Source organism: Hymenobacter sp. ISL-91, assembly GCF_018613725.1.
Taxonomy (GTDB): Bacteria; Bacteroidota; Bacteroidia; order Cytophagales; family Hymenobacteraceae; genus Hymenobacter.
Genome location: NZ_JAGGPS010000014.1, coordinates 67,398 through 91,666, shown reverse-complemented (window position 1 = coordinate 91,666; position 24,269 = coordinate 67,398). Strand labels below are relative to the sequence as shown.

Genomic DNA, 24,269 nt, shown 5'->3' with positions numbered 1-24,269 from the left:
AGTGGGTTTGGGGCAGTCTGGGAAACTTTTGTAGTTTTACCGACCCCAATCCGGCTGCGGCCGGCGAACTTCTGAACATACTCTCTCACCACTCCTTCATGCAAACTCCTATTGCCGCCCAACAGCCCGCTGCTTTTCAAAAAAGCCACCCGCCCGGCCTTTACCTGCTCTTCTTCACCGAAATGTGGGAGCGGTTCAGCTACTATGGCATGCGGGGGCTTCTGGTGCTTTATCTCACCAAAACGGCTGTCGAGGGAGGCTTAGGAATTCCGGAGGCCAGTGCTACGCTTATCTATGGTTACTTCACGGGCTTCGTTTATTTCACGCCTATTATCGGCGGGTGGTTGGCCGACAAGTATATCGGGCAACGGCGGGCCATTCTGATTGGTGGTCTCACCATGGCCCTTGGGCAGTTTTTCCTGTTTATGCAGCCCGAGCTTTCCAAGGAAGCTTCCTTGTTTGGGCTGCCTTGGCCGGCGCTGCTTGGCCTGTTGCTGCTGATTTTAGGCAACGGCTTCTTCAAACCAAATATTTCCACCATCGTTGGGAAACTGTACCAGCAGGGCGACCCATTGCGTGATGCCGCCTTCACCATCTTCTACATGGGCATCAACCTGGGCGCGTTTATAGCTCCCTTGGTTTGCGGCTACCTGGCAGAAGACCTGTTCGCTGTGAAAAGCGCTACGGGAGAGGTAATCAGCTATGGTTTCCGTTACGGCTTTATGGCGGCCGGTATTGGTATGCTGACCGGGCAGCTGGTTTTCAACCTGCTAAGCAAGCGGTATTTGGGTGACGTAGGCCTTTACCCCGAAGGACAGAGCGCCGACAACAAGCAGGGCGGCGTGAAGGAACCGCTTACCAAGGAGGAAACGGACCGCATGGCCGTTATCTTCATTATCACGCTGTTCGTAGTATTTTTCTGGGCCGGTTTCGAGCAGGCAGGGTCGTCGCTGACGCTCTACACAGACAAGTTCATCAACCGCGAAGTAGCAGGATTCCTGATTCCGACATCTTGGTTTCAGTCGGTTAACGCCGGCTTTATTGTGCTGCTGGGCGCTCCTATTGCCGCCTTGTGGGTTACCCTGGGCCGTAAGGGCAAAGACCTAAGCATCCCGGTTAAAATGGGTCTGGGCATGGTGCTGCTCGGGGTTGGCTTCCTGTTTATGGTAGGTGCCGTGATGGAGCGCGGTGGCGATGTGGCCGACCAAAGCATCAAAGCAAGCATCTGGTGGCTGATTGCTACCTATTTCTTCCACACTGTTGGCGAACTGTGCCTCTCGCCGGTGGGCCTGTCCATGGTTTCCCGCCTATCCCCACCCGCCCTCACCTCCATGCTGATGGGAGTATGGTTCCTGGCTCCTTTTGTGGCCCAGATAGCCGGCGGCTACATTGCGAAATACGTGGAAGAACTGGGCGCGCTGATGGTGTTTAGTCTCATCGCCGGATTCGTGATTATGGCGGGCCTCATTCTGATTTTGCTGGCAAAGAAGCTCTTCCATATGATGCACGGTAGAGGATAAACAACCATAAAGTATAGCCAAGAACAAGCCCCGCTGGATTTCGGTCCGGCGGGGCTTTTACGTTTTATGGCTGAACTGCCTACTTCGGAAACACGTCCGGGTCGGGACCCAGGCGCTGGTGGCGGTCCAGGCCGTCGATGTAGGCCAACTCGTCTTCGCTCAGCTCGAAGTCGAATACGTCGGCGTTGCTGATGATGTGGTTTTGCTTCACCGACTTGGGAATCGTGACGACGCCGCGCTGCAAATCCCAGCGTACCAGCACCTGGGCCGGCGACTTGCCGTATTTGGCGGCCAGCTCGTTCACCACATCCTGCTCGAACACCTTGCCCTGCATCAGCGGCGACCAGGCCTGATACTGAATACCGTGCTGCCGGCAGTAGGCCTGCAACTCGGGCTGCACCAGCCACGGATGAAACTCCAGCTGGTTCACCATTGGCTTCGTTTGGGCTTCGGGTAGCAACTCCTCCAAGTGGTGCTGCAAAAAGTTGCTGACTCCAATAGCACGCACCCGCCCATCGGCATACAGCTTTTCCAGCGCCCGCCAGGTTTCCTTGTACTTGCCGGGCACGGGCCAGTGAATCAGGTACAGGTCCAGCACGTCCAGCCCCAGGCGCTCCAGGCTGGCATCGAAGGCGCGTAGCGCGCTGTCGTAGCCCTGGTCGGTGTTCCATACTTTGCTGGTCACGAACACCTGCTCGCGCGGCACCCCGCTTTCCCGGATGCCCTGCCCGACGCCTGCCTCGTTCTTGTACACGGCGGCCGTGTCAATGTGGCGGTAGCCGGCTTCCAGTGCCCAGCGCACGGCCTGCACGACTTCCGCGCCATCGTCGGCCTGCCATACGCCCAGCCCCAGGTAAGGAATTTCTACGCCGTTGGCCAGCGCCCAGGTGCCGCCGATATCCGTTATTTTCTTCTCCATGTTGTAGCAGTCAGGTAATGAACACTGTCCTCGTCTACGCACAAAAAAGCCCCGCCGGACAAAATCCAGCGGGGCTTTTCGCTTAAAGCTTCAGAACGGTTGACGTTTGCATCTGCGCTATCAGCGTCATCTGCAACATCTGTGATTTACATCATGCCGCCCATGCCGCCGCCCATACCGCCCATTCCGCCGCCGGCGGCTGCGCCGCCTTTGTCGTCCTCAGGCTCGTCCGAAATCACGCACTCGGTGGTCAGGAGCAGGCCGGCAATCGAAGCAGCATTCTCCAGGGCCAGGCGCGTTACCTTGGTCGGGTCCAAAATACCGGCCGACATCAGGTTTTCATACTTGTCTTCGCGGGCGTTGTAGCCGTAGTCGCCTTTGCCTTCGCGCACCTTCTGTACTACTACCGAACCCTCGCCGCCGGCGTTGGCTACGATGGTCCGCAGGGGAGCCTCCAGGGCCGTGCGAATGATGTTCACGCCGGTACGCTCGTCGCTGTTGATGGTATCAACGGCTTCCAGCGAATCGAGGGCGCGCACCAGGGCCACGCCGCCGCCGGGTACCACACCTTCCTCCACGGCAGCGCGGGTGGCGTGCAGGGCATCATCCACGCGGTCCTTCTTCTCCTTCATCTCCACTTCGGTAGAAGCACCAATGTAGAGGATGGCTACGCCGCCCGAAAGCTTGGCGAGACGCTCCTGGAGCTTCTCCTTGTCGTAATCGGAAGTGGTGGTGCCAATCTGGGCCTTGATTTCGTTGACGCGGGCCGTGATGGTTTCCTTCTCACCCTTGCCATTGACAATGGTGGTGTTGTCTTTGTCGATGATGATTTTCTCGGCCTGGCCCAGGTACTCCAGGGTAGCGGCGTCGAGTTTGTAGCCGCGCTCTTCCGAAATAACGGTACCGCCGGTCAGCACGGCAATGTCTTCGAGCATCGCCTTGCGACGGTCGCCGAAGCCGGGGGCCTTTACGGCCGCGATTTTCAGCGAGCCGCGCAGCTTGTTTACTACCAGCGTGGCCAGCGCCTCACCGTCAACATCTTCAGAGATGATAACCAGGGCTTTACCGGTCTGAACTACCTGCTCCAATACGGGCAGCAGCTCCTTCATGGTGCTCACCTTCTTGTCGTAGATGAGCACGTAGGGGTTCTCGAACTCGGCCTCCATCTTCTCCGGGTTGGTCACGAAGTAAGGGGAGAGGTAGCCGCGGTCGAACTGCATGCCTTCCACCGTTTTCACTTCGGTTTCGGTGCCGCGGGCTTCTTCCACGGTAATCACGCCTTCCTTGCCCACTTTGTCCATGGCGTCGGCAATCATCTGGCCGATTTCCATGTCGTTGTTGGCCGAAATAGCGCCTACCTGGGCAATTTCCGACGAGTTCTCAATCTTCTTCGACTGCGACTTGAGGTTGGCAACTACAGCCTGCACAGCCTTATCGATACCACGCTTCAGATCCATCGGATTAGCACCAGCGGCTACGTTTTTCGAGCCGGCCGCGTAGATGGCCTGGGCCAGTACGGTAGCCGTAGTGGTGCCGTCGCCGGCCTGGTCGGCCGTTTTGCTGGCTACTTCCTTCACCAGCTGGGCGCCCATGTTCTCCACGGGGTCCGAAAGCTCAATCTCCTTAGCCACGGTCACGCCGTCTTTGGTGATGCTCGGGGCGCCGAATTTCTTGTCGATAACCACGTTGCGGCCTTTGGGGCCCAGGGTTACCTTCACGGCGTTAGCCAGCTTATCTACGCCGCGCTTGAGTTTGTCGCGGCCTTCGGTATCAAATTGGATGTTCTTAGCCATCTTATTTCTAGAGAATTAACTGAATTCAGAAAAGGAAAAAACCGGCGTTTGGCCTAGAGGACGGCGAAAATGTCCGATTCCTTCATGATGAGCAGGTCCTGCCCGTCGACGGTGATTTCGGTGCCGGCATACTTGCCGTAGAGCACCTGGTCGCCGGCTTTTACCTGGGGCTTGATGGTGGTGCCGTTGTCGGCCACTTTGCCCTCACCCACGGCTACTACCTCGCCCCGCTGGGGCTTTTCCTTGGCCGTGTCGGGAATGATGATGCCCGATTTGGTTTTTTCTTCGGCGGCGGCCGGCGCGATGATAACGCGGTCAGCCAGCGGTTTGATGCTAAGCGACATAGTGTACGTTTTGGTTGAAAAGTTGAAAGAAACTGGAATTACCAGGGTGTCACAGCCGTGTTACATCATCTGTGCCAGCCCACTCAAACCTGACAGAATGAACGATTCGGTACCGTTTTCGGCCAGTTTTGCATTATGAGCCTGCCACCTGTGGCAGGAAACGACCTGAACTGGTGAAACCATGGCACAGATTGGGCTAGGTAGCTCGACAGTACGGCTACTGCTGGCAGGGCTTGTGAGCAGCAGCCTAAGCCAGCACTCCAACACCTCGTGTAATTGCCTGAACGCAAAAAGCCGGTGGCTCCCCGCAGGGAACCACCGGCTGCCAAGCCGAAAAACGGGCTGGTGCTGATTAGTTGGCCGGAGCCGGAGCTACGGGAGCAGTCGGAGCCGGGGTGGCAGGTGCTACCGGAGCCGGGGTAGCCGGCAGGCGGGTTTCGAGGGCGCGCTGCTGGTTGATGCTGCGCACGGGCCCGGTGGAGGTATGGCCGCCAACCATGTAGGAACCCAGGCTGAGTACCATCAGGCCGATAGCAAAACCCCAGGTGAGCTTTTCGAGCAGGTCGCCGGTACGCTTTACGCCCATCATCTGGGCAGCGCCGCCACCTGCGCCGAATTGGCTGGACAGGCCGCCGCCTTTAGGGTTCTGGGCCAGTACTACAATAGAGAGCAGCACGCAAATGACGAGAATCAGGGCAATAATGACGTAGTACATTTACTCCGGGGGTTGTTGCAGTTGTTGGATTTGCTCGGCAAAGTACGCCATTTTTCCGGGCTGCTTTGCCATCAGGTGCTCATAAATTTCAATGGCCTTAGCGGTCTTACCCTGCCGGACCATAATTTTGGCCAGACTTTCGGAGGCCAGAGCTGGCGCAGGCACACTGCTCCGCACCGATAAATCAGTCTGTTCGGCAGTGGGCAGGGGTAGCCCGGCCGTACCCGCTTTAATGCGGGGTTGGGCCTTGAGGAAGCGGTTGATCAGGTCGAGTGAGGACGCTTTGGCAGCCGGCTGGTGGGCGCGCATATGGGCCAGTAGCAGGGCATCGGGCTCAAAAAAGGCTTCCAGAGGCAAATCAAGCGTGAAACCGTCGGGGGTGCGGCCCTGCAAATCGTAGCCCAGGCGGCTGCCGCCACCCAACGCATAGCCCAACTCGGCATCGGCCCTGAAGGGAGCCGTAACGCGGGGTGGAGCGGCAGAGCGGGTCGTGGGCAGCTCGTCGTCTTCCGCCGCAAGCTCATCGTCGTCGTCGTCGATGCCTGGCAGCCGGTAGCTCGTGGGCTCGGGCAAACGGGCTTCCCCCAGGCCAAACTCAAAGCGCGAAATACCTGCGTCGCTCGGCGGCCGGATGGGCAGCGCCACCGCCGGAAGCAGCTCATCGGCCGGTTCGGTTGCTTGCGCGGCTTCCGGCGCTACTGCTTCTTCGACAACGACTTCATCCGGTGTTTCGGCGCTGGCGGCGGCGGTGTCGTCGTTGGTTTCGGCTGTGGCAGAGGGCGTTGTGAGAGCTTCTGGCGGATGATTCGGTGCTTCATCCGAAGTCGGCTGCTCCTTATCAACCGGCGTTTGTGCCTCGGGCAATTCAGCCGGCCCGGCTTCGGAAGCAATGTCGAGCGGGGCAGCGGCTGGTTCGGTTTCCGTACTGTGCGCGGTCGTCGGCTCATCGGCAGTTGCCGCTGTGGCTGCTGTCGTAGTATCCGGGCTGTGGGCCGCCACTGCAGCGGGCGCAAGCGAGTCGTGGCCGGTCGGTTCGTCGGCCGGCGCAGGTGCGGCAGTAACTTCTACTGCGAATACATCGGCTTCAGAAGCAGTGATGGGCTCGGAGGGAGCCGTTGCCGTAAGGGCCGCTGGTGCAGCCGGAGCTACTTCGGCAGCAGCTAGGGTATGCGTCTGGGGGGCGCTGGTAGTTTGCGCGGCTATTGGGAGGGCCGCCGGGGTGGGGCGTTCCAGCAGCTGGCGCAGCAGTTCGCGGTCGGCGGCGTAGGTAGCAGCCCGGCGCAGGCGCTGGCCGGCCAGCATGCTGCCGCGGTCGTGGGCCGTTTTGGCCAGCAGCACATGCGCCGTCTGGCAATACGGAAAGGCCGCGGCCAACTGCTCCAGCTCCCGGATTTCATCGTCGGAAATACCGTTTACGTGGTCCAGAATGCGTAAAAGCGACGCGCGGGTCATGCGAAATAGCGTAGAAGAGGCAGCCCATCCATAGATATACGGCAGGTTGCAGGCAGGAAAAAAGCACCGGCGACACCCGGCAACGGCCGGGCAAGCGGGCTACAAGAATACGGCAATTCGGGCACTATAACGCAGCCCGCCCACAATTACCAGTTGGCCACCGACTTATTGAATGCGTCGCTGATCAGGTTGCGAAATAGCTCGTTGAGCGCCGTTTGGTCGCTGTTGACGCTGGCAATGTCGCGGGTGGCGGGGAAGGAGCGGGTCGTTTGCAGCGTTTCCTCGAAATCCTGTTTGGGGTCTTTGGTATTGGTGAATTTCACCCGCACCTGAATGGTGAGCTGGTTGGCACCCGCCTGGTCGATGCCGTTTTGCTGCTGAATAGCGGCCGGGGCAAAGTCATAGGCAAGTATCTGACCCTCAAACTGCAGGTCGCCGTCGCGGGGTACGAGTTTCAGGCTGGTGTTGCGCTGAAAGTAATCCTTGAAATTCTCCGTGAACTGCTGCGACAGAAACGAAGGGCCGTTGCTGGCGTTGTTGGCAAACGTAGCAATGGAAATCGTTTTGATACTCGGGTCGATGTTGGTTCCACTGAACGAGTACACCCCGCAGCCGGTAAGGAAGCTGCAAGCCACAAGCCACATTAGTAGCTGCAAGCCGCAAGCTGCAAGCTGCAAGCTTTTTAGACGGGCTGGCGATTGATAGCTTGCAGCTTGCAGCTTGCGGCTTGCAGCTTGTTCATGCTTGTTCCAGATCATACTGTTTGAGTTTGCGGTAGAGGGTGCGCTCGGAAATGCCGAGGTCGTGGGCGGCGTACTTACGCTTGTTGTGGTGCTTTTTGAGGGCCTTGATAATCATTTCCTTCTCCTTGGCCTCTAGACTCAGCGTTTCCTCCTCCGTTTCGTGCGGGATGTCCTCTACCCGTTGCACTTCCTCCTCCTCGTAGTCGGCGTCATCGTCGTCGCTTAGCTCGCGCGAGCTGATGATGTATTCGTTGCTGCCGCCTTCGGGCCGCAGGGGGCGGCTGCCCGGGCCCTCGTAGGGCGCAACGGCCGTGGTGCTGAACAGGTGGCTGTTCTGGCGCAGCAACTCCTGGGTTTCGTGGGGGCGCTGGCCGGTGGCCAGCTCCAGCACCAGCTTTTTCAGGTCGGTCATGTCGCGGCGCATATCGAAGAGCACCTTATAAAGCAGGTCGCGCTCCGAGTAGCTGTTGCCGGCCCCGTCGGTGGCGCCGGTGCCGGCGGCGTGCACCAGCATGGGCAGGCGGCTGGCCTGGTCGGCGGGCAGGTACTGGCGCAGGCGGCGGGCGTCCACCTCCCGGTCCGTCTCCAGCACCGACATCTGCTCGGCCACGTTCTTGAGCTGGCGGATGTTGCCGGGAAACCGGAACCGCTGTAACTCCTGCACCGCCTCGGGCGTCAGGCTGATGGGCTTGACGCGGTAACGGTCAGAAAAATCGGTAGCAAACTTTCTAAACAGTAAGTAGATATCATCGCCTCGTTCACGCAAGGGTGGAACCGTAATTGGCACCGTGTTGAGGCGGTAGTACAGGTCTTCGCGGAAGCGGCCTTCGCGCACGGCGTCGAGCAGGTTCACGTTGGTGGCGGCTACCACGCGCACATCGGTCTTCTGCACCTTGCTGGAGCCCACGCGAATGAACTCGCCGTTTTCGAGCACCCGCAGCAGCCGGGCCTGGGTGCCCAGCGGCATCTCGCCAATCTCGTCGAGGAAAATGGTGCCGCCGTTGGTGACCTCAAAGTAGCCCTTGCGCGCCTCCTGGGCCCCGGTAAACGAGCCCTTCTCGTGGCCAAACAGTTCCGAATCAATCGTGCCCTCGGGAATGGCGCCGCAGTTGATGGCGATGAACTGCCCGTGCTTGCGGGGCGACAGGGCGTGGATAATCTTGGAAAACGACTCCTTGCCGGAGCCGCTTTCGCCCGTTATCAGCACCGTCATATCGGTCGGGGCCACCTGCGCCGCCACCTGAATGGCATAGTTGAGCGAAGGCGCGTTGCCGATAATGCCGAAGCGCTGCTTGATGGATTGAATCTCTGAAGGTGTCAAGATGGAAGTGCTTTCGGAAGGAAGACGAAGAACGGCGCGTTTTATTTCAGGCGTAGCGCAAACGCGGGCTCGGGGCCGGAATGGGTCGGCCCAACTCGCGGGCTGTTTCCAGCCATTGCGCAGTTACGGCCGCTGCATTGTTTAAGGCCTCGACCTGCGTGGTACCATCGGCTACGCAGCCGGGCAAGTCGGGCACCTCCGCGATAAACCGAGCGTCCTCTGCGTGCCAAAAAATGCTGATTGGATAGGCAGGAAGGCTTACCCAAGAGCTACTGGCAGGGAGGGCCTTACGAGGGAAATTATTGACTACTAAGAGACGAACCACTAAAAAACCAACGGTTCCTATCACCAGCAGGCAGATAATTTGCCATATCAGAATACCAACTCCGGGCGATACTTCCATCTAAAAGAATATGATGTGAAAGGGTTGTGAAGCAATGTGATTAAACCTAAAGGTCAGTGCATCAAATAAATAACTTGCTCTTCAAAAACCACCATCAAACCGCTTCGCCCAGTAAAGTATTGGTCGTCGATTCATTTACCAGCACGTCAACGTAGTCGCCCTTCTGGTAGTGCTTTTTGGGGAAGATGATGACCTGATTCTGGCTGTTGCGGCCGCTTAGGTGCTCGTCGCTGCGTTTGGAGAAGTTCTCGGCCAGCACGCGGTGCACCTGGCCCACGGCGCGGGCGTTTCGCTGGCGGCTGTGCTCCTTTTGGCGGGCAATTACTTCGGCCAGGCGGCGCTTTTTCACTTCCAGCGGCACGTCGTCGGCGAGCTTGCGGGCGGCCAGCGTGCCGGGGCGCTCCGAGTAGAAGAACATGAAGGCCATGTCGTAGCGCACCAATTCCATCAGGCTGAGCGTGTCCTGGTGTTCTTCCTCAGTTTCGGAGCAGAAGCCCGAAATCATGTCGGTGCTGATGGCGCAGTCGTCGCCCAGGATGCGGCGGATGGCCTGCACGCGCTCCTCGTACCAGGGCCGGTCGTAGGTGCGGTTCATCAGGGCCAGCACCCGCGAGTTACCGCTCTGGGCCGGCAGATGGATGTATTTGCAGATGTTCTCGTGCCGGGCCATGGTGTGCAGCACCTCGTCGGTGATGTCTTTGGGATGCGAGGTGGAGAAGCGCACCCGTAGCGCCGGGCTCACCAGCGCCACCTGCTCCAGCAGTTGGGCAAAGTTCACCTGCTCGGTGCCGTCTGCCGAAGCCCACTTGTAGGAATCTACATTCTGACCCAGCAGCGTCACTTCCTTGTAGCCGGCCGCCACCAACTCTTGCGCCTCGCGCACGATGCTGTGGGCGTCGCGGCTCCGCTCGCGGCCCCGCGTGAAGGGCACCACGCAGAACGAGCACATATTGTCGCAGCCGCGCATGATGCTGATGAAGGCCGTGATGCCGTTGGAGTTGAGGCGCACCGGCGTGATGTCGGCGTAGGTTTCCTCGCGGCTCAGCAGCACGTTCACCGCCTTCTGGCCGCCATCCACCTGGGAAATAAGCTGGGGCAGGTCGCGGTAGGCGTCGGGACCCACCACGAGGTCGACGAGCTTTTCTTCCTCCAGAAACTTGCTTTTCAGGCGCTCGGCCATGCAGCCAAGTACGCCCACCAGCATGCCGGGGCGGCGCTTTTTGTAGCTGTTGATTTGGGAAAGGCGCATACGCACGGTCTGCTCGGCCTTCTCGCGGATGGAGCAGGTGTTGAGCAGCACCAAATCGGCCTGGTCGAGCGAGTCGGTGGTGTCGAAGCCCTCATCAAACAGGATGCTCGACACGATTTCGGAGTCGGAGAAGTTCATCTGGCAGCCGTAGCTCTCCAGGTAGAGTTTGCGCGAGCGGCCGGTGCGAGTGGCCGGGTTCACGCGCACCTCGCCCGAAGGCGTGTCGGCGTGCGTAACGGCGTCCACGCTGGGCGCAGGCAGGGTGGGCGTGTCGAGAAAATCGAGGGTAATCAGGGGTTGGGCCATCAGAAAAATGCCGGTTAGCGGCAGCAGCTTCACAGTTCAGGGAACGGCAAAGGTAGCGGTTTTCGGGGTGAAAAATGACAGAATGGCAGGGGAGAAGTGGTTTGGTGATTTAATGATTTGGTGAACGGTCTGCAGCGCGTCATTGCGAGCGGAGCGAAGCAATCCAGGCAGGCAAAAGACGAAGCCCTAGTTACCATAAATCCCTGATTTGGGCATATTTAGGGCTTTACGCTTCACAGCGCGTAACACCTTGCTCGCCCAGATTGCTTCGCTCCGCTCGCAATGACGTTTCATTCACTCACTCACCACTGCTCCCAGAACTTCCAGCATGGCGCGGGCTTTGAGCAGGCACTCGGCGTACTCGCGCTCGGGCACCGAGTCGTAGGTGATGGCCGAGCCGACCTGGAAGCTCAGGTGGCCGGTGTCCTGGCGATACTGCAGGCTGCGGATGACGACGTTGAAGTCGAAGTCGCCGTTGGGCCAGATGAGGCCCAACGAGCCGCTGTAGAGGCCCCGGCGGCGGCGCTCGTAGTGCTCGATGAGCTGCATGGCCCTGATTTTTGGCGCCCCGGTCATCGAGCCCATCGGGAAGGCAGCCCGCAGCACGTCTACCACATCCAGACCGGGGCGCAGGCGGGCGGTTACGCTGGAAATCATCTGCCAGACGTGGCGGAAGGGGTACAGGCCGAACAACTCGGGCACCTGCACGGTGCCGGTCTGGGCTACCCGGGCCAGGTCGTTGCGCACCAGATCCACAATCATCAGGTTTTCAGCGCGCTCCTTCTCGTCGTGCAGCAGGGTGTGGCGCTGCTGCGCGTCCTCCGCGGCCGTGGCTCCGCGGGCAATGGTGCCCTTAATGGGCTGGGAAAGCAGTACAGGCCCAGTGCGGCGCACGAACCGCTCGGGCGAGGCGCAGAGCAGGAAGTGATTTTCGTGTCGCACAAAGCCCGCAAAGGGTGCGGGCGAAGCGGCGTTCAGGCGCTCGAACACATCAACCGGGTCCAGACGCACGTTGTCGGCCGTGAACTCCTGGCATAAGTTCAGCTCGTACACCTCGCCGTTGAGAATATCCTCGCGCACCGCATCTACAGCGCGCAGGTAGTCGGCTTGCGGCATGCGAGGCGTAACGGCTGTTACGGCTGGGGGGGGCACCTGGGGTAGGAGCGTGGCCGTAATAGCCGCCAGTACACCCGCCGTTTCGCCGTGGATTTTTAGCTGGTTGCCTTCCCAGGTCAGCCAGGTATGGGGCCTGAAAAAGTGCAGATTTGGCCATGCCAGTTTACTGTAGTTGGCGCTGCTAAGGTCTTCCAGCTCATCCTTTACTTCATAGCTGATAAATCCGCAGGCCGGCGCCACGCTGTCGGCGCCGTCGGCCAGCCAGGCCTCCAACTCACCCAGGTTGCCCGGGGCATCCGGCGCCGCCGCGGCCACGGCCAGCACCCGCCGAAACGGCCCGCTTGGGTAGGGCAGGTCATTGGGTTCGTAGTAGGCACAATGCACGAAACCGGCCGCCCAGCGCAGGGCGCGGGCGCGGAAATCGGCGGGCAGTTGGGTGAGCGGAACGGTCAGCACAAAGCAAAAGTACGGCTTGGGCCAGGGGAAGTGGCAGAATGGAGTGGCCAAGCTGGCGCTGGCCGAGCTGTAACGCGAACTTTGTAGTTCGCGGAGTCGAACGGTAGTTGCCAGGCCAGCAACCCGTTCGACTCCGCGAACTGCAAAGTTCGCGTTACAGCTCGGCCAGCGCCAGCTTGGCCTTGGTGTCGGTGCTGTTCTTGTATTCGTGTTTGGGGTAGCTCAGAGCCTTCTGAAAGTAGGTTTTGGCCGTATTCGACTGGCCCGCCAGCTGGTACAGGTAGCCCAGCTGCAACGCCGACTGCGGCGCGTAATAGTAGGGCGCGAGGCCGGCGCGGGCAATGGTTTGGGCGTAAAGCACGCGGGCTGAGTCGGGCTGGCCGAGCAGGTGCAGGGCCCGGGCGCGGCGGTACAGGTGTTCCAACTGGTTGCGCAGGGGCGTAGCGGCGGTGGCCCGGAACGTGGCCAGCGTGGCCAGAGCCGGGCGGTAGTAGCCACCGTCAATCTGCAGGCGGGCGCGGGTGAGGGTAGCATCGAGTGGCTGCGGGTCGTCGAAGAAGCGCTGGGCGTAGTTGTCCTCTTCGAGCACTTTGCGGCCCGCCGCGCCAATGCGGGCACGGTAGCGGGCGGCGGCCGGTGCATCGCCCCCCAGCCAGCAGGCCAGGTACAGCTTGAAGTAGGCATCCTTGAGGTAGTGCCGGCCCCGGTACTGCTGCAGAAATAGCTCGTTTTCGCGTCGCGCAGCCGGGTACTGGCCCTGGTAGAGCAGCAAATCGGCGGCCAGGTGGTGCAGGTAGGGCAGCGGCAGGTAGGCCGGGCCAGCGGGGCGGGCGCGGTAGGCGGCCAGCGCCTCGCCGGTACGGTGCTGTTTTTTCAGCTGGCTGACAAGCAGAAACGCGACCAGTTGATTTTCGGGTTGTTGCTGGCGCAGGCGCTCCATCAGAGCCAGTGTTGCGGCGGGCTTCTTGTAGTAGGTTTCTTCGAGCAAAGCCAACACCAGCCGGGCTTCGAGCTGGAAGTCGTTGGGCTGGCTGGCGGCCCGGCGCAGGTTGGCCAGGCCCTCATTTACCGAGCCCGGCAAACCCAGCAGCCGCAGAAACCACCGGTAGCCCTCGGGCAGCGAGCCGATGAAAAACTGCAGCATGCCGAGTGTTTTGCGGGCCGGCAGAAAGTTGGGGTAGCGTTCGGTTACGCGCTGCATGGCCCCGTAGCTCTGGCGCAGGCTCCAGGCCCCGCGCACCTCCTGCCCAAACACCACCTGCGCGGCCGCTTGGTGCAGCCGGATTTCGGCCGCCGCATACTCGGCCAGCGGGCCGGTTTGCTGCTCCAGCTGCTCCAGCCGCGCATCCTGGCCGGCCACGGTGCTTTCGAAGCGGGCGGCATCCTGGCTGACGAGCAGCTCCGTGATACTCAGGCAGTCCTGCACCAGCAGCGTGCCGGCATCGGTTCCGGTGCCCAGGAGGGTACGAGTGGCGGCGGGGCGCATGTTCAGCACCTCAGCGTAGGCGCGGGTTTGGGCAGTAGTTAGTTCGGTAGCAGGTTCCCGCAGAGGCGCGCAGAGGGTTTCGCAGAGGCTCACAACACAAAGTGCTACCAGCCAGCACGCTCTCAGCGCACCTCTGCGAAACCCTCGGCGCACCTCGGCGGGAAATTCCATAGAACAAAAAAAGAACGGCCCCGGAAAGAGGCCGTTCTTCAAAGCTAAAGCATAAGATGATTACTCGCCCCGGGCCTCCACGTCGGCGAAAATGCGGCCGCAGTGCTCGCACACGATGATTTTTTTGTGCGAGATGATATCGGCCTGACGCTGCGGGGGCACAGTGTTGAAGCAGCCGCCACAGGCGTCGCGCTTCACCTCTACCACGGCCAGGCCGTTGCGCACGTTGCCACGGATGCGGGTGTAGGCGGTCAGCAGGCGGTCCTCGATGGGCTTTACGGCTTTGTTGCGCTGGTCCATGAGCTTCTTCTCGTCGGCCTCACTCTCGCCCACGATGGTTTCCAGCTCGCCCTTCTTGTTGTCGAGGTCTTTCTTACGCTCGATCAGGCGCTGCTTGGTGCCGCTGATGTCGTTGTTTTTCTGCTCCGTCTGGTACTGGGCTTCTTTGATTTTCTTCTCGGCAATCTGGATTTCCAGCTTCTGCAACTCGATTTCCTTGGCCACCGCCTCGTATTCGCGGTTGTTGCGCACGTTCTGCTGCTGCTCCTCGTAGCGCTTAATCAAGCCGTCGGCATCCTTGATGGCCTGCTTGCGCTGCTTGATCTGGTCGTTGAGGCCGGCAATTTCTTCGTCGAACTTGCCTACGCGCACTTCGTAGCCGGCAATTTCGTCCTCCAGGTCCTGCACTTCCTCGGGCAAGTCGCCGCGTACGCGCCGAATTTCGTCCAGTTGCGAGTCAATTTGCTGCAGGTGCAACAGGGCTTCCAGTTTGCTGGCAACGGTAACTTCCGCGGCGGCTGGGTTAGAAATCATATCGGACGGGGTTGGTGAGGGTCTGTGCGATTAAGACCGCAAAAGTACTTCCAAAGTTCGCGGCAAGCAAATCCTGGAACAGTTCGCCCGTAAACTGCTCGCTCTCAAAATGGCCCACGTCGCAAAGCATCAGCCGGCCCTCGGCCCCGAAGTACTCGTGGTATTTCAGGTCGCCGGTCACATAAGCGTCGGCCCCGGCGCCGCGGGCCTTGCCAATGAGAAAAGCGCCCGAACCGCCGCAGATGGCCACTTTTTTAATGGGTCGTTCGAAGTCGGTGTACTTCACTACCGGCACGCCCAGCGCCGCGCGCAGCCGCTGCCGAAACTCGGCGGGGCTCAGCGCCTCGGGCAGCTCGCCCACAAAGCCAGAACCGACGTCTTGGTGGGTGTTTTCGAGCTTTATCAACTCGTAGGCCACTTCCTCGTACGGGTGCGCCGCGCGCAGCGCCGCCAGCGCCGGCCGTTGCCGGTGCAGCGGCAGCAGCACTTCCACGCGCTCCTCGGGGCCGGTATGGGGCTGGCCGGGCGTACCCAGAAAGGGGGTGGTGCCCACGCCGGGCGTGAACGTAAACGTGCCCTCGGAGCGAAAGCTGCACCCGGAGTACTGCCCTATCTGCCCCGCGCCGGCCGCGTACAGGGCCGCCAGCACGGCCGGGGTGTGCGTGGCCGGCACGTAGGTTATCAGCTTGGCCAGCAACCCGGGTTTGGGGTCGAGGATGCGGCCACTCTGCAGGCCCAACTTGTCGGCCAGCTTGCGGTTGACGCCGTGGGCTACATTGTCGAGGTTGGTGTGGGCGGCGTACAGGGCCACCTCGTTTTTGATGGCCTTGAGCAGGGTCTGCTCCACCTCGTTGGCCCCGGTCAGGCGCTTGAGGGGCTTGAAAATGAGCGGATGGTGGGCCACCACCACGTTGCAGCCGCGCCGAACAGCCTCGTCGACCACGGCCGGGGTGCAGTCGAGGGTGATGAGCACGCCCCGGATTTCCATTTGCGGGTCGCCGCACTGCAGGCCGGCGTTGTCGTAGCTTTCCTGGTAAGCCAGCGGGGCGGCGGCTTCGAGCACGCGCATCAGGTCGAGGAGTTGGGGCATATCAAGTGGGAGTTAAAAGGTGAGAATAGCAGGCCCAGGCCGCCTGAATGTAGCGCGCAGCTTCCGCTTCGCGTGTAGTTGCTGACTTTTATACGACGTCGTTCAACGATACGCGAAGCGGAAGCTTCGCGCTACGGCTGTGCTGCGAATCGTGCTACAACCCGGCGGCCTGGGCCAGTACTTCCACGTAACGGGCCACGTTTTCGGTTAAGTGACGGCGTTGGTACTGCATGAGGTAGCGCGGATGATCGAGCACGTAAAGCTGCTCGAAAAGCCCCAGTTCGTCGTTGAGGCGCTGGAAGAACCTGGCGTTGCGCCGGCCCAAGCACACGGCCGCTTGCCGGGCCACGCCCACCTCCGTCACCAACTGCTGCAGGTGTGCCTGGATGTCGGGCCAGAGGGCGGCGGTGAGGGTGGGCGCATCGTAGAAATTGTAGTTGCGGCCGTCGCGGAGCAGTACCAGCGGGTAAAGCGAGCCGACGTAGAACTGCTGGTAGAACGGCCCTGGCCCGCCCCAGGCTTCCACCACGGCCTGCATAAACTCGCTCGACGGCTCGCGGCGCGTCGGCAGCGCGTGGGCCAGGCCCCAGGCTGTGAGGGCAGGCCCGTCGGTGAAGGCTACGCCGCTGCGGCCGTTGCCCAGCCGGCCGGGGTTGATGCCCAGCACCGCCACCCGCGCTTGGTTGCCGGGGTAGTAGCGGCGGGCAAACTCCGTAAACAGCCCCCGCGGTTCCGGCTCCTGGTAGGGGCTGTAGGCCGTTACGCCATCGGGCAGGGGCGGAGGCAGCGGAAAATCGGTGAGGGACTGGAGCAGGCGGCTGGCAAAGGACATCGGGGCGGGCTGGGGTGGATAGGGGCGGTGGAAGGGCGCGCAGTGAAGACGGCAGTAGGACTACGGGCTTGGTGGAGCAAAGGTGGGTTTCTGTTATAAAACTGCCACTAACCCGCCCCAACCCGCTACTTTTGCGGCGGCCGGCGCACGCGTTGCGCCGCCAATGGCCGTTGTGGTCCCTGGCTTTGACCTCTGACTTTTGATTTTCAACTTGCTCAAGCTCCTGCTGCTGCCCCTTAGCTGGCTCTACGCGGCCGTGCTGGCGGTGCGCAACCGGCTCTACGACCGGGGCTGGAAGCGCAGCGTGGCCTTTGCCGAAGTGCCCGTTATCAGCGTGGGCAACCTGCGGGTGGGGGGCACCGGCAAAACGCCCCATGTGGCCTGGCTGGTGGCCTGGCTGCAGGCCCGCGGGCAGCGCCCGGCGCTGCTGAGCCGGGGCTACGGCCGCCGCACCCGCGGCTACCGGCTCGCCACCGCCACCGATTCGGCCGCTACCGTGGGCGATGAGCCCTGGCAGCAGTTCGGGCAGTTTGGCGCGGCCGTGCCGGTGGCGGTGAGCGAAGACCGGGTGGCCGGCATCCGGCGGCTGCTGGCCGAAGTGCCTGCCCTGACGGCCGTGGTGCTCGACGACGCATATCAGCACCGCCGGGTGCGGCCGACCGTCAATATCCTGCTTACCGAACAGCAGCGGCCGTTTTACAACGATTTTGTGCTGCCTGCCGGGCGCCTGCGCGAGAGCCGCTCCGGAGCCGCCCGCGCCGATGCAGTCGTCATCACCAAGTGCCCCCCCGACCTGAGCGCGGCGGCCCGGGCCACCATTATGGCCCAGGTGCACCGCTACGCCCGGCCCGAGGTGCCGGTGCTGTTTTCGGCCTACGACTACGGCCCGCCGGTGCCCGTGTCGGGTACGGCGGCCGGCCGGATGGCCGTGCCGGTGGTTGGGAGTGAGGTGGTGCTGCTGACCGGCATTGCCCAGCCCGGCCCGCTGCTGGCGCACCTGGTGGCGGCCGGCTACTGCGTAAATCACCATGCCCGCTTCGCCGACCACCACGCCTTTACGCCCACCGAAATTGCGGCCCTGGCTGCGCAATGCCAGCCGGGCCAGTGCGTTCTGACTACCCAGAAGGATGCGGCCCGGCTGCAGGAGCCTGCGCTGGCGGCAAGTGTGGCCGATTTGCCCGTATTTTACATTCCGATTACCGTCCGGTTTCTGGCCGACGGGGAGGCCCGGCTGGCTTCCTTGCTTGGTTCCTACTTTCCGCTTCCCGCCGTTGGCTGATTTCCTGTTGCTTTGCTTTCGTGATTCTTCGTTGCGCCTGTTGCTGCTGGCCGGCCTGCTAGGGCTGGGCCTGCTGCGCCCCCAGGCCGGCCATGCCCAGATTCTCGACGACTCGACCCGTACCCGCTACGGAGCGCACACCACGTTTATTCTGAAGGAGCGCGACCTGCTGCAGGGTGACACCGTAGGCCGGATGGTGGACTCGACGCTCACGCGCTTGCCTCAGCAGCGCTACTGGACCCACGATACCACGTTTCAGCAGACGCTGGGCTACTTTGGGGCGGCTTCGCGGCCGCTGCTCTGGGAGGCCAACCGCCAGCTGGGTGCCCGCCTGGGCCGCACCGTGTTCGACCAGTATGCCCGCGGACCCGAAGACGTGAACTACTACGATACGAAGTCGCCCTACACGTTTTTCCGCTTTTTCCAGGGCAACCCCTACGAGCAGGTGTTCGAGCTGGGTTATGCCCGCAGCCTGAAAAAGCGCTTTAATGCGGGCTTCAACTACGAGCGGTTCGGGGCCAACAAGGCCATTGCCGTCAGCAACACCAAAACGGGGCAGGTCGAGCACAACAACTTCGTGTTCTTTGCCCGCTACCAGTCGCTCAACAACCGCTACCAGGCCATGGGCCACTTCAGCACGGCCCGGCACACGCTGGCCGAGCAGGGCGGCATCCGGCCCCTGGCCACCGATACGTCATTGAGCGAGCTGTTCGACTACCAGCGCGAGGAAGTAAGGCTCAGCAACGCCAAAAACCGCGACTCCCGCGACCGGGTGCGGCTGCTGCACAGCTACCAGCTGCTGGGCCGGGGCTTCACGGCCTACCACCTCTTCAACTTCAGCCGGCAGCTTAACCGCTACACCGACGAGCAGCCGTCGCCCGGCGGCGTGCGCAACCCATTCTACCCGATAAACCGGCTGAGCACGGCTGCCACCGACGACCGGGCCGAATTCCGGCAGCTCGAAAATACGGTGGGCGTAATGGGGCAGAGCCAGCGAGTGAACTACCGCCTGTACGGCCGCTACCGCACGTATTCGCTCGAAACGCGCTCGGCCTACGGGGTTCCGCCCGTGGTGCGGGAGGCGCTGCCAACAGTCGACGAGCCCAGCCAGCTGTTTGCGGGTGGCACGGCGGCGTTCCAGTACCGGCAGTTTGCCATTGAAACGGCCGGCGAGGTAAAGCCTTCTGTTGAGCAGCTTGAATATTGGCTGAGCGGCCGGGCCCGGCTGGGGTTTTTGAGCGGCGAGGTGCTGCTAACCAGCGTCGCCCCCACGCTCACGGAGCAGCAGTTTTCGGGCAACCACTTTGCCTGGAATACCGACTTTAAAAACGTGAATGTGCTGCAGCTGCGGGTGCGGGCGGCCCGGCAACTGGGCCGGCACTTCGTGGAAGCCGTGGGCACGGTAGCCAACATCGGCAACTACATCTATTACTCCGTCGACCCGGATTCGCAGACCGACCAGGTGCACCTGGCGGGGCCTGCGCAACAGTCCGACGCGTTTCGGATAATCTCATTCATGGGCCATTACCGGGGCAGCGTGGGTAAGCTCTTCTTCGAGACGCAGGCCACCGCTACGCTCGGGGCCGGCTCCGACAACCCGGCGCTGCGAATTCCGGCCGTGGTGGGCGAGGCGCGGGTGTATTACCAGGGCTACCTGTTCAAAAACGCGCTGCTCGGGCAGGTGGGGGTGCAGGGCTACTACCAGTCGCGCTGGAAGGCCTACGACTACAGCCCCAGCACCCAGCAGTTCTTCGTGCAGGACCACTTCACCATTCGCAATGTGCCGGTGGCCGATGTGTTCCTGAACGCCGACATCAAAACGGTGGGGGTGTTCCTGAAAATGAGCTACATCAATCAATTTCTGCCCCAAAACGGCTACTTCACCGCGCCCTACTACGCCGCCCTGCCCCGCCGCCTCCAGTTTGGATTGCGCTGGCAGTTCTTCAATTAGGTCCCCGGGCCCCAGGTTCCCCATGAAAGAGAAAACCATCCTTAAGCTCAAGCTCAATACCGACCCGCGGTGGGTGGATATTGCCAGCAAAAACCTCGAAGATATTCTGGTCGACCATGCGTACTGCGAGCAGAAGGCGGCCAGCACCGGCATTTCACTCATCCTTAAGTATCCCGAGAAAACCCGGCTGGTGCAGGAGCTGACGGCGCTGGTAGCCGAGGAGTGGGAGCACTTTGCCCGGGTACTGCAGGAGCTGCGCCAGCGCGGCTTTGCGCTGGGCCGCCCGCGCCGCGACGAGTACGTGGTGGCCCTGCTGGCCCACGTGCGCAAGGGCGGCCCCCGCGAGCGGCAGCTCATGGACCAGCTGCTGGTGAGTGCGCTTATCGAGGCCCGCAGCTGCGAGCGGTTCAAGCTGCTCTGGAAACACATTCCCGACCCCGGCCTGAGCCAGTTCTACTACGAGCTGATGGCCTCCGAAGCCGGCCATTTTGTGAGCTACGTAGAGCTGGCCAAGGAATACGCCGACCCGCAGGAGGTGGACGTGCGCTTCCAGGAGTTGCTGCGCATCGAAGGCGACATTATCACCAGCCTGCCCGTGCGCGACGACCGGATGCATTAAGCTGGCTGCGGGTTGCCAGTAGTTCGCTTTGGCCAATGGCTACAATGGCTGGCAGGTTGCAGCTGACCGCCTATTTACCGAGCCAAAAACAGGGTTGGAGTAAAAAATTTGCCTTCCGCTCAAGGTCTTCGTAGCTTAGGCCCCAACCATTTAACTCGTTTGCTGCTCTGCCCAATTCCTTATGAAGAATCTGCTATTCTTTGCGTTGCTACTGGCGTTACCATTCACTGGCCGCGCTCAAGCTGCGGCCGGGTCTCAACTTAATTTTTGCGGCGTCAACCTGCCCCTGGAAAATGGCTATACCGCCGTTTCGAGCTCCGAAGTAACCGGCCCGGCTTACCAGCTGGCGTGGGTGTACCTCGACTACAGCGTAATGCGCACCTACCCGCCCGAGCATGTGCGGGTGGCAAAGAAGAAACGGAAAAACGTGGAGGCAACGCCCTTCACCTGCACGCTGCTCGATGGCCCGCCGGCCCAGGGCACGCGCCTGGCGTACCCCACCGAAACAGGTGGCATGGCCTACCAGTACATCGTGTTCGGCATAGCCAAAGGCCAGCCCGTGCTGGTCGACCTCACTCTGAGCCTCGACCCCGAAAAAACCGACGACCTGCCCGCTCTCGTGCAGCAGTTTATGCGGCTGGAAAAGTAAGCAGACCGCATTTTACCGGAGGGTTCTGAAAAATCAGCACCCAAATACTGCAAGGGGGCACGGACTACAGTCTGTGCCCCTTCGACATTAGGTAACCCAAGTTGCGGAGTAGGCGTGTAAGCACGATGTAGGGGCGGGGCTTGCCCCCGCCCGCCGTTACAACGAACTCGTTGAGCCGTCACGAACGGCGAGCGGGGACAAGCCCCGCCCCTACGTCGGGCTGATAGACCTACTTACTGGGCAACTTGAGTTAGCCGGTTATTCCTGTATGGCTTCTCACCTCTTAACAGTGAGCGTCAGGTTTTCTGCTTCTTCTTTTTGGCGGCCGGGAAGAGGATGTTGTTGAGGATGAGGCGGTAGCCGGGCGAGTTGGGGTGCAGACTCAGGTCGGTGGGCTCTTCCTCCACCATGTGCTGGTAGTCTTCGGGGTCGTGGCCGCCATAGAAGGTCCAGGTGCCTTTGCCCAGCGTGCCGTGCATGTAGCGCACCTCGCCCGAGGCCTTGTTTTCGCCCATTACCACCACATCGGGCTTCACCAGGCCTTTGCGAAAGGCCGTGGTCTGGCCCATAAAGCCTTTGATGGTGCGCTCGTGGTTCTGGCTGAGCATGGTAGGTACCGGGTCGTACTTGGCCGAGAAGTTGAACAGCTGGAAATAGTCGTTGTCTTCGTACACGCCCCGTTCGCGCGGGTCCATGTCGATGTTGGAGTACTCGTACTCGAAGGGGTTGGGGCGCAGCTGGAAATTCTGGAAGGCCAGCGTGCGGTTGAAGTTGAGCTTGCTCTGGGCCTGGAGGTCGGCCGGGTCGCCGTCGTACATGCTCTCTACCATATCCAGGCCCAGGCCGGCCAGGGCAATGTCGTACGAGTCGGTGGCCGAGCACATGGCGAACATGAAGCCCCCGCCGGCAATGAACTCCTGCATCTTCACGGTTACGGCTCCTTTCATCTGGCTTACTTTGGCAAAGCCGTTGCGCTTGGCCGCCGCTTCGGCGTCGCGCTGCTGCTGCTGGTACCAGGGCCGGCTGCGGTAGGTGGCGTAGAACTTGCCGTACTGGCCCGTAAAGTCTTCGTGGTGCAGGTGCAGCCAGTCGTACTTAGGCAGCTCGCCGCGTAGCACCTCGTCGTCGTAAATCTGGGTGAAGGGAATTTCGGCGTACGTCAGCACCATGGTCACGGCATCGTCCCAGGGCATCTTGCCTTTGGGGGTGTACACGGCAATTTTGGGCACCTTCTCCAGCTTCATGATATCCATGTTGGCGTTGGGGTCGGCTATTTCGGAGAGGATGCTGGTGTATTGCGCCCCGGAAATTACCTGGTAGCTCACGCCCCGTACGGCCAGTTCGTTTTCGGCTCCCGGCACCACATCGAAGGCAAAGGCCCCGCCGCGGTAGTTCAGCAGCCAGTCTACCTCTACCTGCTTGCCCAGCAGCCAGTAGGCCGCGCCGTAGGCCTTCAGGTGTTCCTTCTGGCTTTTGTCCATCGGGATGAGGATATGATTGGCCCGGGCTGCCAGTGGCCCCAGCAGTCCGGCAGCCAGCACGAGCAGCAAACTCAGCAAACGAAGATTTCTCATAGAGTAAAAGACTAAAAATGCGGCCAGTCGAAAGGTAGCAAATCGGGGCGGAGTTGTGAGCCAAACGCGCTACCTTGCATAAGCGCCTTGCAAGGGCCAATTGGCGGAAAGAGCCCGGAAAACGGGTTTTAAGTGCGTAACAGCCCGCCGCTTATTCAATCAATCAGCGCGCTGCCGCCCAAATTCTGCCATCCAGAACGAAAGCCAACAGCCAACAGCCCAGAAACAATGCACCTGCTGGAAAACATCAAAGAGGCATTTCGTTCCATTGGCAGCAACCTGCTGCGCACCATTCTCACGGCCCTTATTGTCAGCATCGGCATTATGTCGCTGGTGGGCATCCTCACGGCCATCGATGCCATCAAAGCTTCGCTCAACTCGACTTTCGCCAGCCTGGGGGCCAACTCCTTCGAAATCAAGGCCAAGGGCTACAACAACCGGGGCCGACGGGGCGGGGTGCAGGCCAAAACCTACCCGGCCATCGACTACCTGCAGGCCCGCCAGTACAAGGAGCAGCTCGGCGACGAGGCTAAGGTGGGCATTTCGGCCTTTGTGGCCGGCGCCACCGAAGTGAAGGCCAACGGCGAGAAAACCAACCCCAATATGCAGGTGGTAGCCGGCGACGAAAACTACCTGCTCATCCAGAGCTACGGCCTGAAGGCCGGCCGCGGCTTTTCGCCCACCGAGCTCGACAACGGAGCCAACGTAGTGATTGTGGGCTCTGAAATTAAGGATAAGCTGTTTCCTGCGCAAAGCCCGGTAGGCAAGTATGTGTACATGCTGGGGCGGCGGTTTCAGGTGGTAGGCGAGCTGGAAAAGAGCGGCAGCAGCATGGGTGGGGGCGGGGCCGACCGGCTCATGCTCGTGCCGCTGGAAACCGGCAACCAGCTGCCCCGCCAGCGCGCCCTCACCTACGACGTGAAAACGGCCACTACCGACGCCAGCCAACTCAACTACCTGACGGGCGAGGCCACCGGTATTATGCGCGCCGTGCGCCGCGACGAGCTGGGCCAGCCCGACAGCTTCGAGGTGGAGCGCTCCGACTCGCTGGCCGGCAAGCTCGATGCTCTATCGGGCAACCTGCGCATCGGCGGCTTCCTGGTGGGCTTCATCACCCTGCTCGGGGCCAGCATTGCCCTGATGAACATCATGATGGTGTCGGTAACTGAGCGCACCCGCGAAATAGGCGTGCGCAAGGCCATGGGAGCCACGGCCCTGCTCATCCGCCAGCAATTCCTCATCGAGGCCATTGTGATTTGCGTGCTGGGTGGCTCGTTGGGCATCCTGCTGGGCGTGGGTATCGGCAATGCCGTGGCGCTGCTGGTGGGCAGCGGGGGCTTTATCGTTCCCTGGCTCTGGATGAGCGTAGGGCTGGCTATCTGCGTAACGGTGGGCCTGGCCTCGGGCTACTACCCGGCCAGCAAAGCCGCCGCACTCGACCCCATCGAGAGCCTGCGCTTCGAGTAGG

21 protein-coding genes are annotated in these 24,269 nt (G+C 61.3%); 6 read left to right on the top strand and 15 right to left on the bottom strand.

Annotation, left to right across the window (positions count from 1 at the left end):
• Positions 1 to 98 precede the first annotated feature (98 nt).
• Positions 99 to 1,520, top strand: a complete 1,422-nt coding sequence (locus tag J7E24_RS07645) for a peptide MFS transporter (RefSeq protein WP_215136767.1) — start codon at positions 99 to 101, stop codon at positions 1,518 to 1,520.
• A 79-nt stretch (positions 1,521 to 1,599) separates the two neighbouring features.
• Here the strand turns inward: J7E24_RS07645 and J7E24_RS07640 are convergent, their stop codons facing one another.
• The 14 genes from J7E24_RS07640 to J7E24_RS07575 all read right to left on the bottom strand — a co-directional run bounded on the left by J7E24_RS07640 (position 1,600) and on the right by J7E24_RS07575 (position 16,729).
• A complete protein-coding gene (locus J7E24_RS07640; RefSeq protein WP_215136765.1) occupies positions 1,600 to 2,439 on the bottom strand; it encodes an aldo/keto reductase in 840 nt (279 codons plus the stop codon).
• A 146-nt stretch (positions 2,440 to 2,585) separates the two neighbouring features.
• Positions 2,586 to 4,232, bottom strand: a complete 1,647-nt coding sequence (groL, locus tag J7E24_RS07635) for a chaperonin GroEL (protein ID WP_215136763.1) — start codon at positions 4,230 to 4,232, stop codon at positions 2,586 to 2,588.
• Between the two features lie 53 nt (positions 4,233 to 4,285).
• The gene (groES, locus tag J7E24_RS07630) at positions 4,286 to 4,576 is read right to left on the bottom strand and encodes a co-chaperone GroES (protein ID WP_019947230.1); all 291 of its coding nucleotides are present in this window, start codon (positions 4,574 to 4,576) and stop codon (positions 4,286 to 4,288) included.
• 352 nt (positions 4,577 to 4,928) lie between these two features.
• Positions 4,929 to 5,291: a preprotein translocase subunit SecG gene (gene secG / locus J7E24_RS07625; protein WP_215136761.1), complete on the bottom strand. Its 363-nt coding sequence runs from the start codon at positions 5,289 to 5,291 to the stop codon at positions 4,929 to 4,931.
• Entirely contained in the window at positions 5,292 to 6,743 is a 1,452-nt protein-coding gene (locus J7E24_RS07620; RefSeq protein WP_215136759.1) for a hypothetical protein, read from the bottom strand.
• A 146-nt stretch (positions 6,744 to 6,889) separates the two neighbouring features.
• Positions 6,890 to 7,378, bottom strand: a complete 489-nt coding sequence (locus J7E24_RS07615) for an LptE family protein (protein ID WP_317195624.1) — start codon at positions 7,376 to 7,378, stop codon at positions 6,890 to 6,892.
• Positions 7,379 to 7,481: 103 nt separating this feature from the next.
• The gene (locus J7E24_RS07610; protein ID WP_410779723.1) at positions 7,482 to 8,810 is read right to left on the bottom strand and encodes a sigma-54 interaction domain-containing protein; all 1,329 of its coding nucleotides are present in this window, start codon (positions 8,808 to 8,810) and stop codon (positions 7,482 to 7,484) included.
• Positions 8,811 to 8,853: 43 nt separating this feature from the next.
• Positions 8,854 to 9,210 (bottom strand): type II toxin-antitoxin system HicB family antitoxin, encoded by a 357-nt coding sequence (locus tag J7E24_RS17765; RefSeq protein WP_215136755.1) that lies wholly within the window; start codon positions 9,208 to 9,210, stop codon positions 8,854 to 8,856.
• 94 nt (positions 9,211 to 9,304) lie between these two features.
• Positions 9,305 to 10,765 carry a tRNA (N6-isopentenyl adenosine(37)-C2)-methylthiotransferase MiaB gene (gene miaB / locus J7E24_RS07600; RefSeq protein ID WP_215136809.1) on the bottom strand — a complete coding sequence of 487 codons (1,461 nt, stop codon included), beginning with the start codon at positions 10,763 to 10,765 and terminating at the stop codon, positions 9,305 to 9,307.
• Between the two features lie 294 nt (positions 10,766 to 11,059).
• On the bottom strand, positions 11,060 to 12,337 hold the full coding sequence (pabB, locus tag J7E24_RS07595; protein WP_215136753.1) for an aminodeoxychorismate synthase component I: 1,278 nt from the start codon (positions 12,335 to 12,337) through the stop codon (positions 11,060 to 11,062).
• Positions 12,338 to 12,491: 154 nt separating this feature from the next.
• The gene (locus J7E24_RS07590) at positions 12,492 to 13,916 is read right to left on the bottom strand and encodes a DUF3808 domain-containing protein (RefSeq protein ID WP_215136751.1); all 1,425 of its coding nucleotides are present in this window, start codon (positions 13,914 to 13,916) and stop codon (positions 12,492 to 12,494) included.
• 138 nt (positions 13,917 to 14,054) lie between these two features.
• Positions 14,055 to 14,807 (bottom strand): zinc ribbon domain-containing protein, encoded by a 753-nt coding sequence (locus J7E24_RS07585; RefSeq protein ID WP_215136749.1) that lies wholly within the window; start codon positions 14,805 to 14,807, stop codon positions 14,055 to 14,057.
• The gene (locus J7E24_RS07580) at positions 14,797 to 15,897 is read right to left on the bottom strand and encodes a Nif3-like dinuclear metal center hexameric protein (protein WP_251047086.1); all 1,101 of its coding nucleotides are present in this window, start codon (positions 15,895 to 15,897) and stop codon (positions 14,797 to 14,799) included. Before J7E24_RS07580 ends, J7E24_RS07585 begins: the two co-directional genes overlap by 11 nt.
• A 154-nt stretch (positions 15,898 to 16,051) precedes the next feature.
• Complete coding sequence (locus J7E24_RS07575; RefSeq protein ID WP_215136747.1) at positions 16,052 to 16,729, bottom strand: uracil-DNA glycosylase family protein; 678 nt, start codon at positions 16,727 to 16,729, stop codon at positions 16,052 to 16,054.
• Between the two features lie 199 nt (positions 16,730 to 16,928).
• Between J7E24_RS07575 and lpxK the strand changes: the two genes are divergently transcribed.
• The 4 genes from lpxK (at position 16,929) to J7E24_RS07555 (ending at position 21,227) form a co-directional block, all read left to right on the top strand.
• Positions 16,929 to 18,008 carry a tetraacyldisaccharide 4'-kinase gene (lpxK, locus tag J7E24_RS07570; protein WP_251047085.1) on the top strand — a complete coding sequence of 360 codons (1,080 nt, stop codon included), beginning with the start codon at positions 16,929 to 16,931 and terminating at the stop codon, positions 18,006 to 18,008.
• The gene (locus J7E24_RS07565) at positions 18,001 to 19,959 is read left to right on the top strand and encodes a putative porin (RefSeq protein WP_215136746.1); all 1,959 of its coding nucleotides are present in this window, start codon (positions 18,001 to 18,003) and stop codon (positions 19,957 to 19,959) included. Before lpxK ends, J7E24_RS07565 begins: the two co-directional genes overlap by 8 nt.
• Positions 19,960 to 19,981: 22 nt before the next feature.
• Complete coding sequence (locus J7E24_RS07560; RefSeq protein ID WP_215136744.1) at positions 19,982 to 20,578, top strand: tRNA-(ms[2]io[6]A)-hydroxylase; 597 nt, start codon at positions 19,982 to 19,984, stop codon at positions 20,576 to 20,578.
• A 181-nt stretch (positions 20,579 to 20,759) separates the two neighbouring features.
• Positions 20,760 to 21,227 (top strand): hypothetical protein, encoded by a 468-nt coding sequence (locus tag J7E24_RS07555; RefSeq protein ID WP_215136742.1) that lies wholly within the window; start codon positions 20,760 to 20,762, stop codon positions 21,225 to 21,227.
• 296 nt (positions 21,228 to 21,523) lie between these two features.
• Here the strand turns inward: J7E24_RS07555 and J7E24_RS07550 are convergent, their stop codons facing one another.
• Positions 21,524 to 22,801 (bottom strand): asparagine synthetase B, encoded by a 1,278-nt coding sequence (locus tag J7E24_RS07550; RefSeq protein ID WP_215136740.1) that lies wholly within the window; start codon positions 22,799 to 22,801, stop codon positions 21,524 to 21,526.
• Between the two features lie 228 nt (positions 22,802 to 23,029).
• Between J7E24_RS07550 and J7E24_RS07545 the strand changes: the two genes are divergently transcribed.
• Positions 23,030 to 24,268 carry an ABC transporter permease gene (locus J7E24_RS07545; RefSeq protein ID WP_215136738.1) on the top strand — a complete coding sequence of 413 codons (1,239 nt, stop codon included), beginning with the start codon at positions 23,030 to 23,032 and terminating at the stop codon, positions 24,266 to 24,268.
• Position 24,269: the final 1 nt, after the last annotated feature.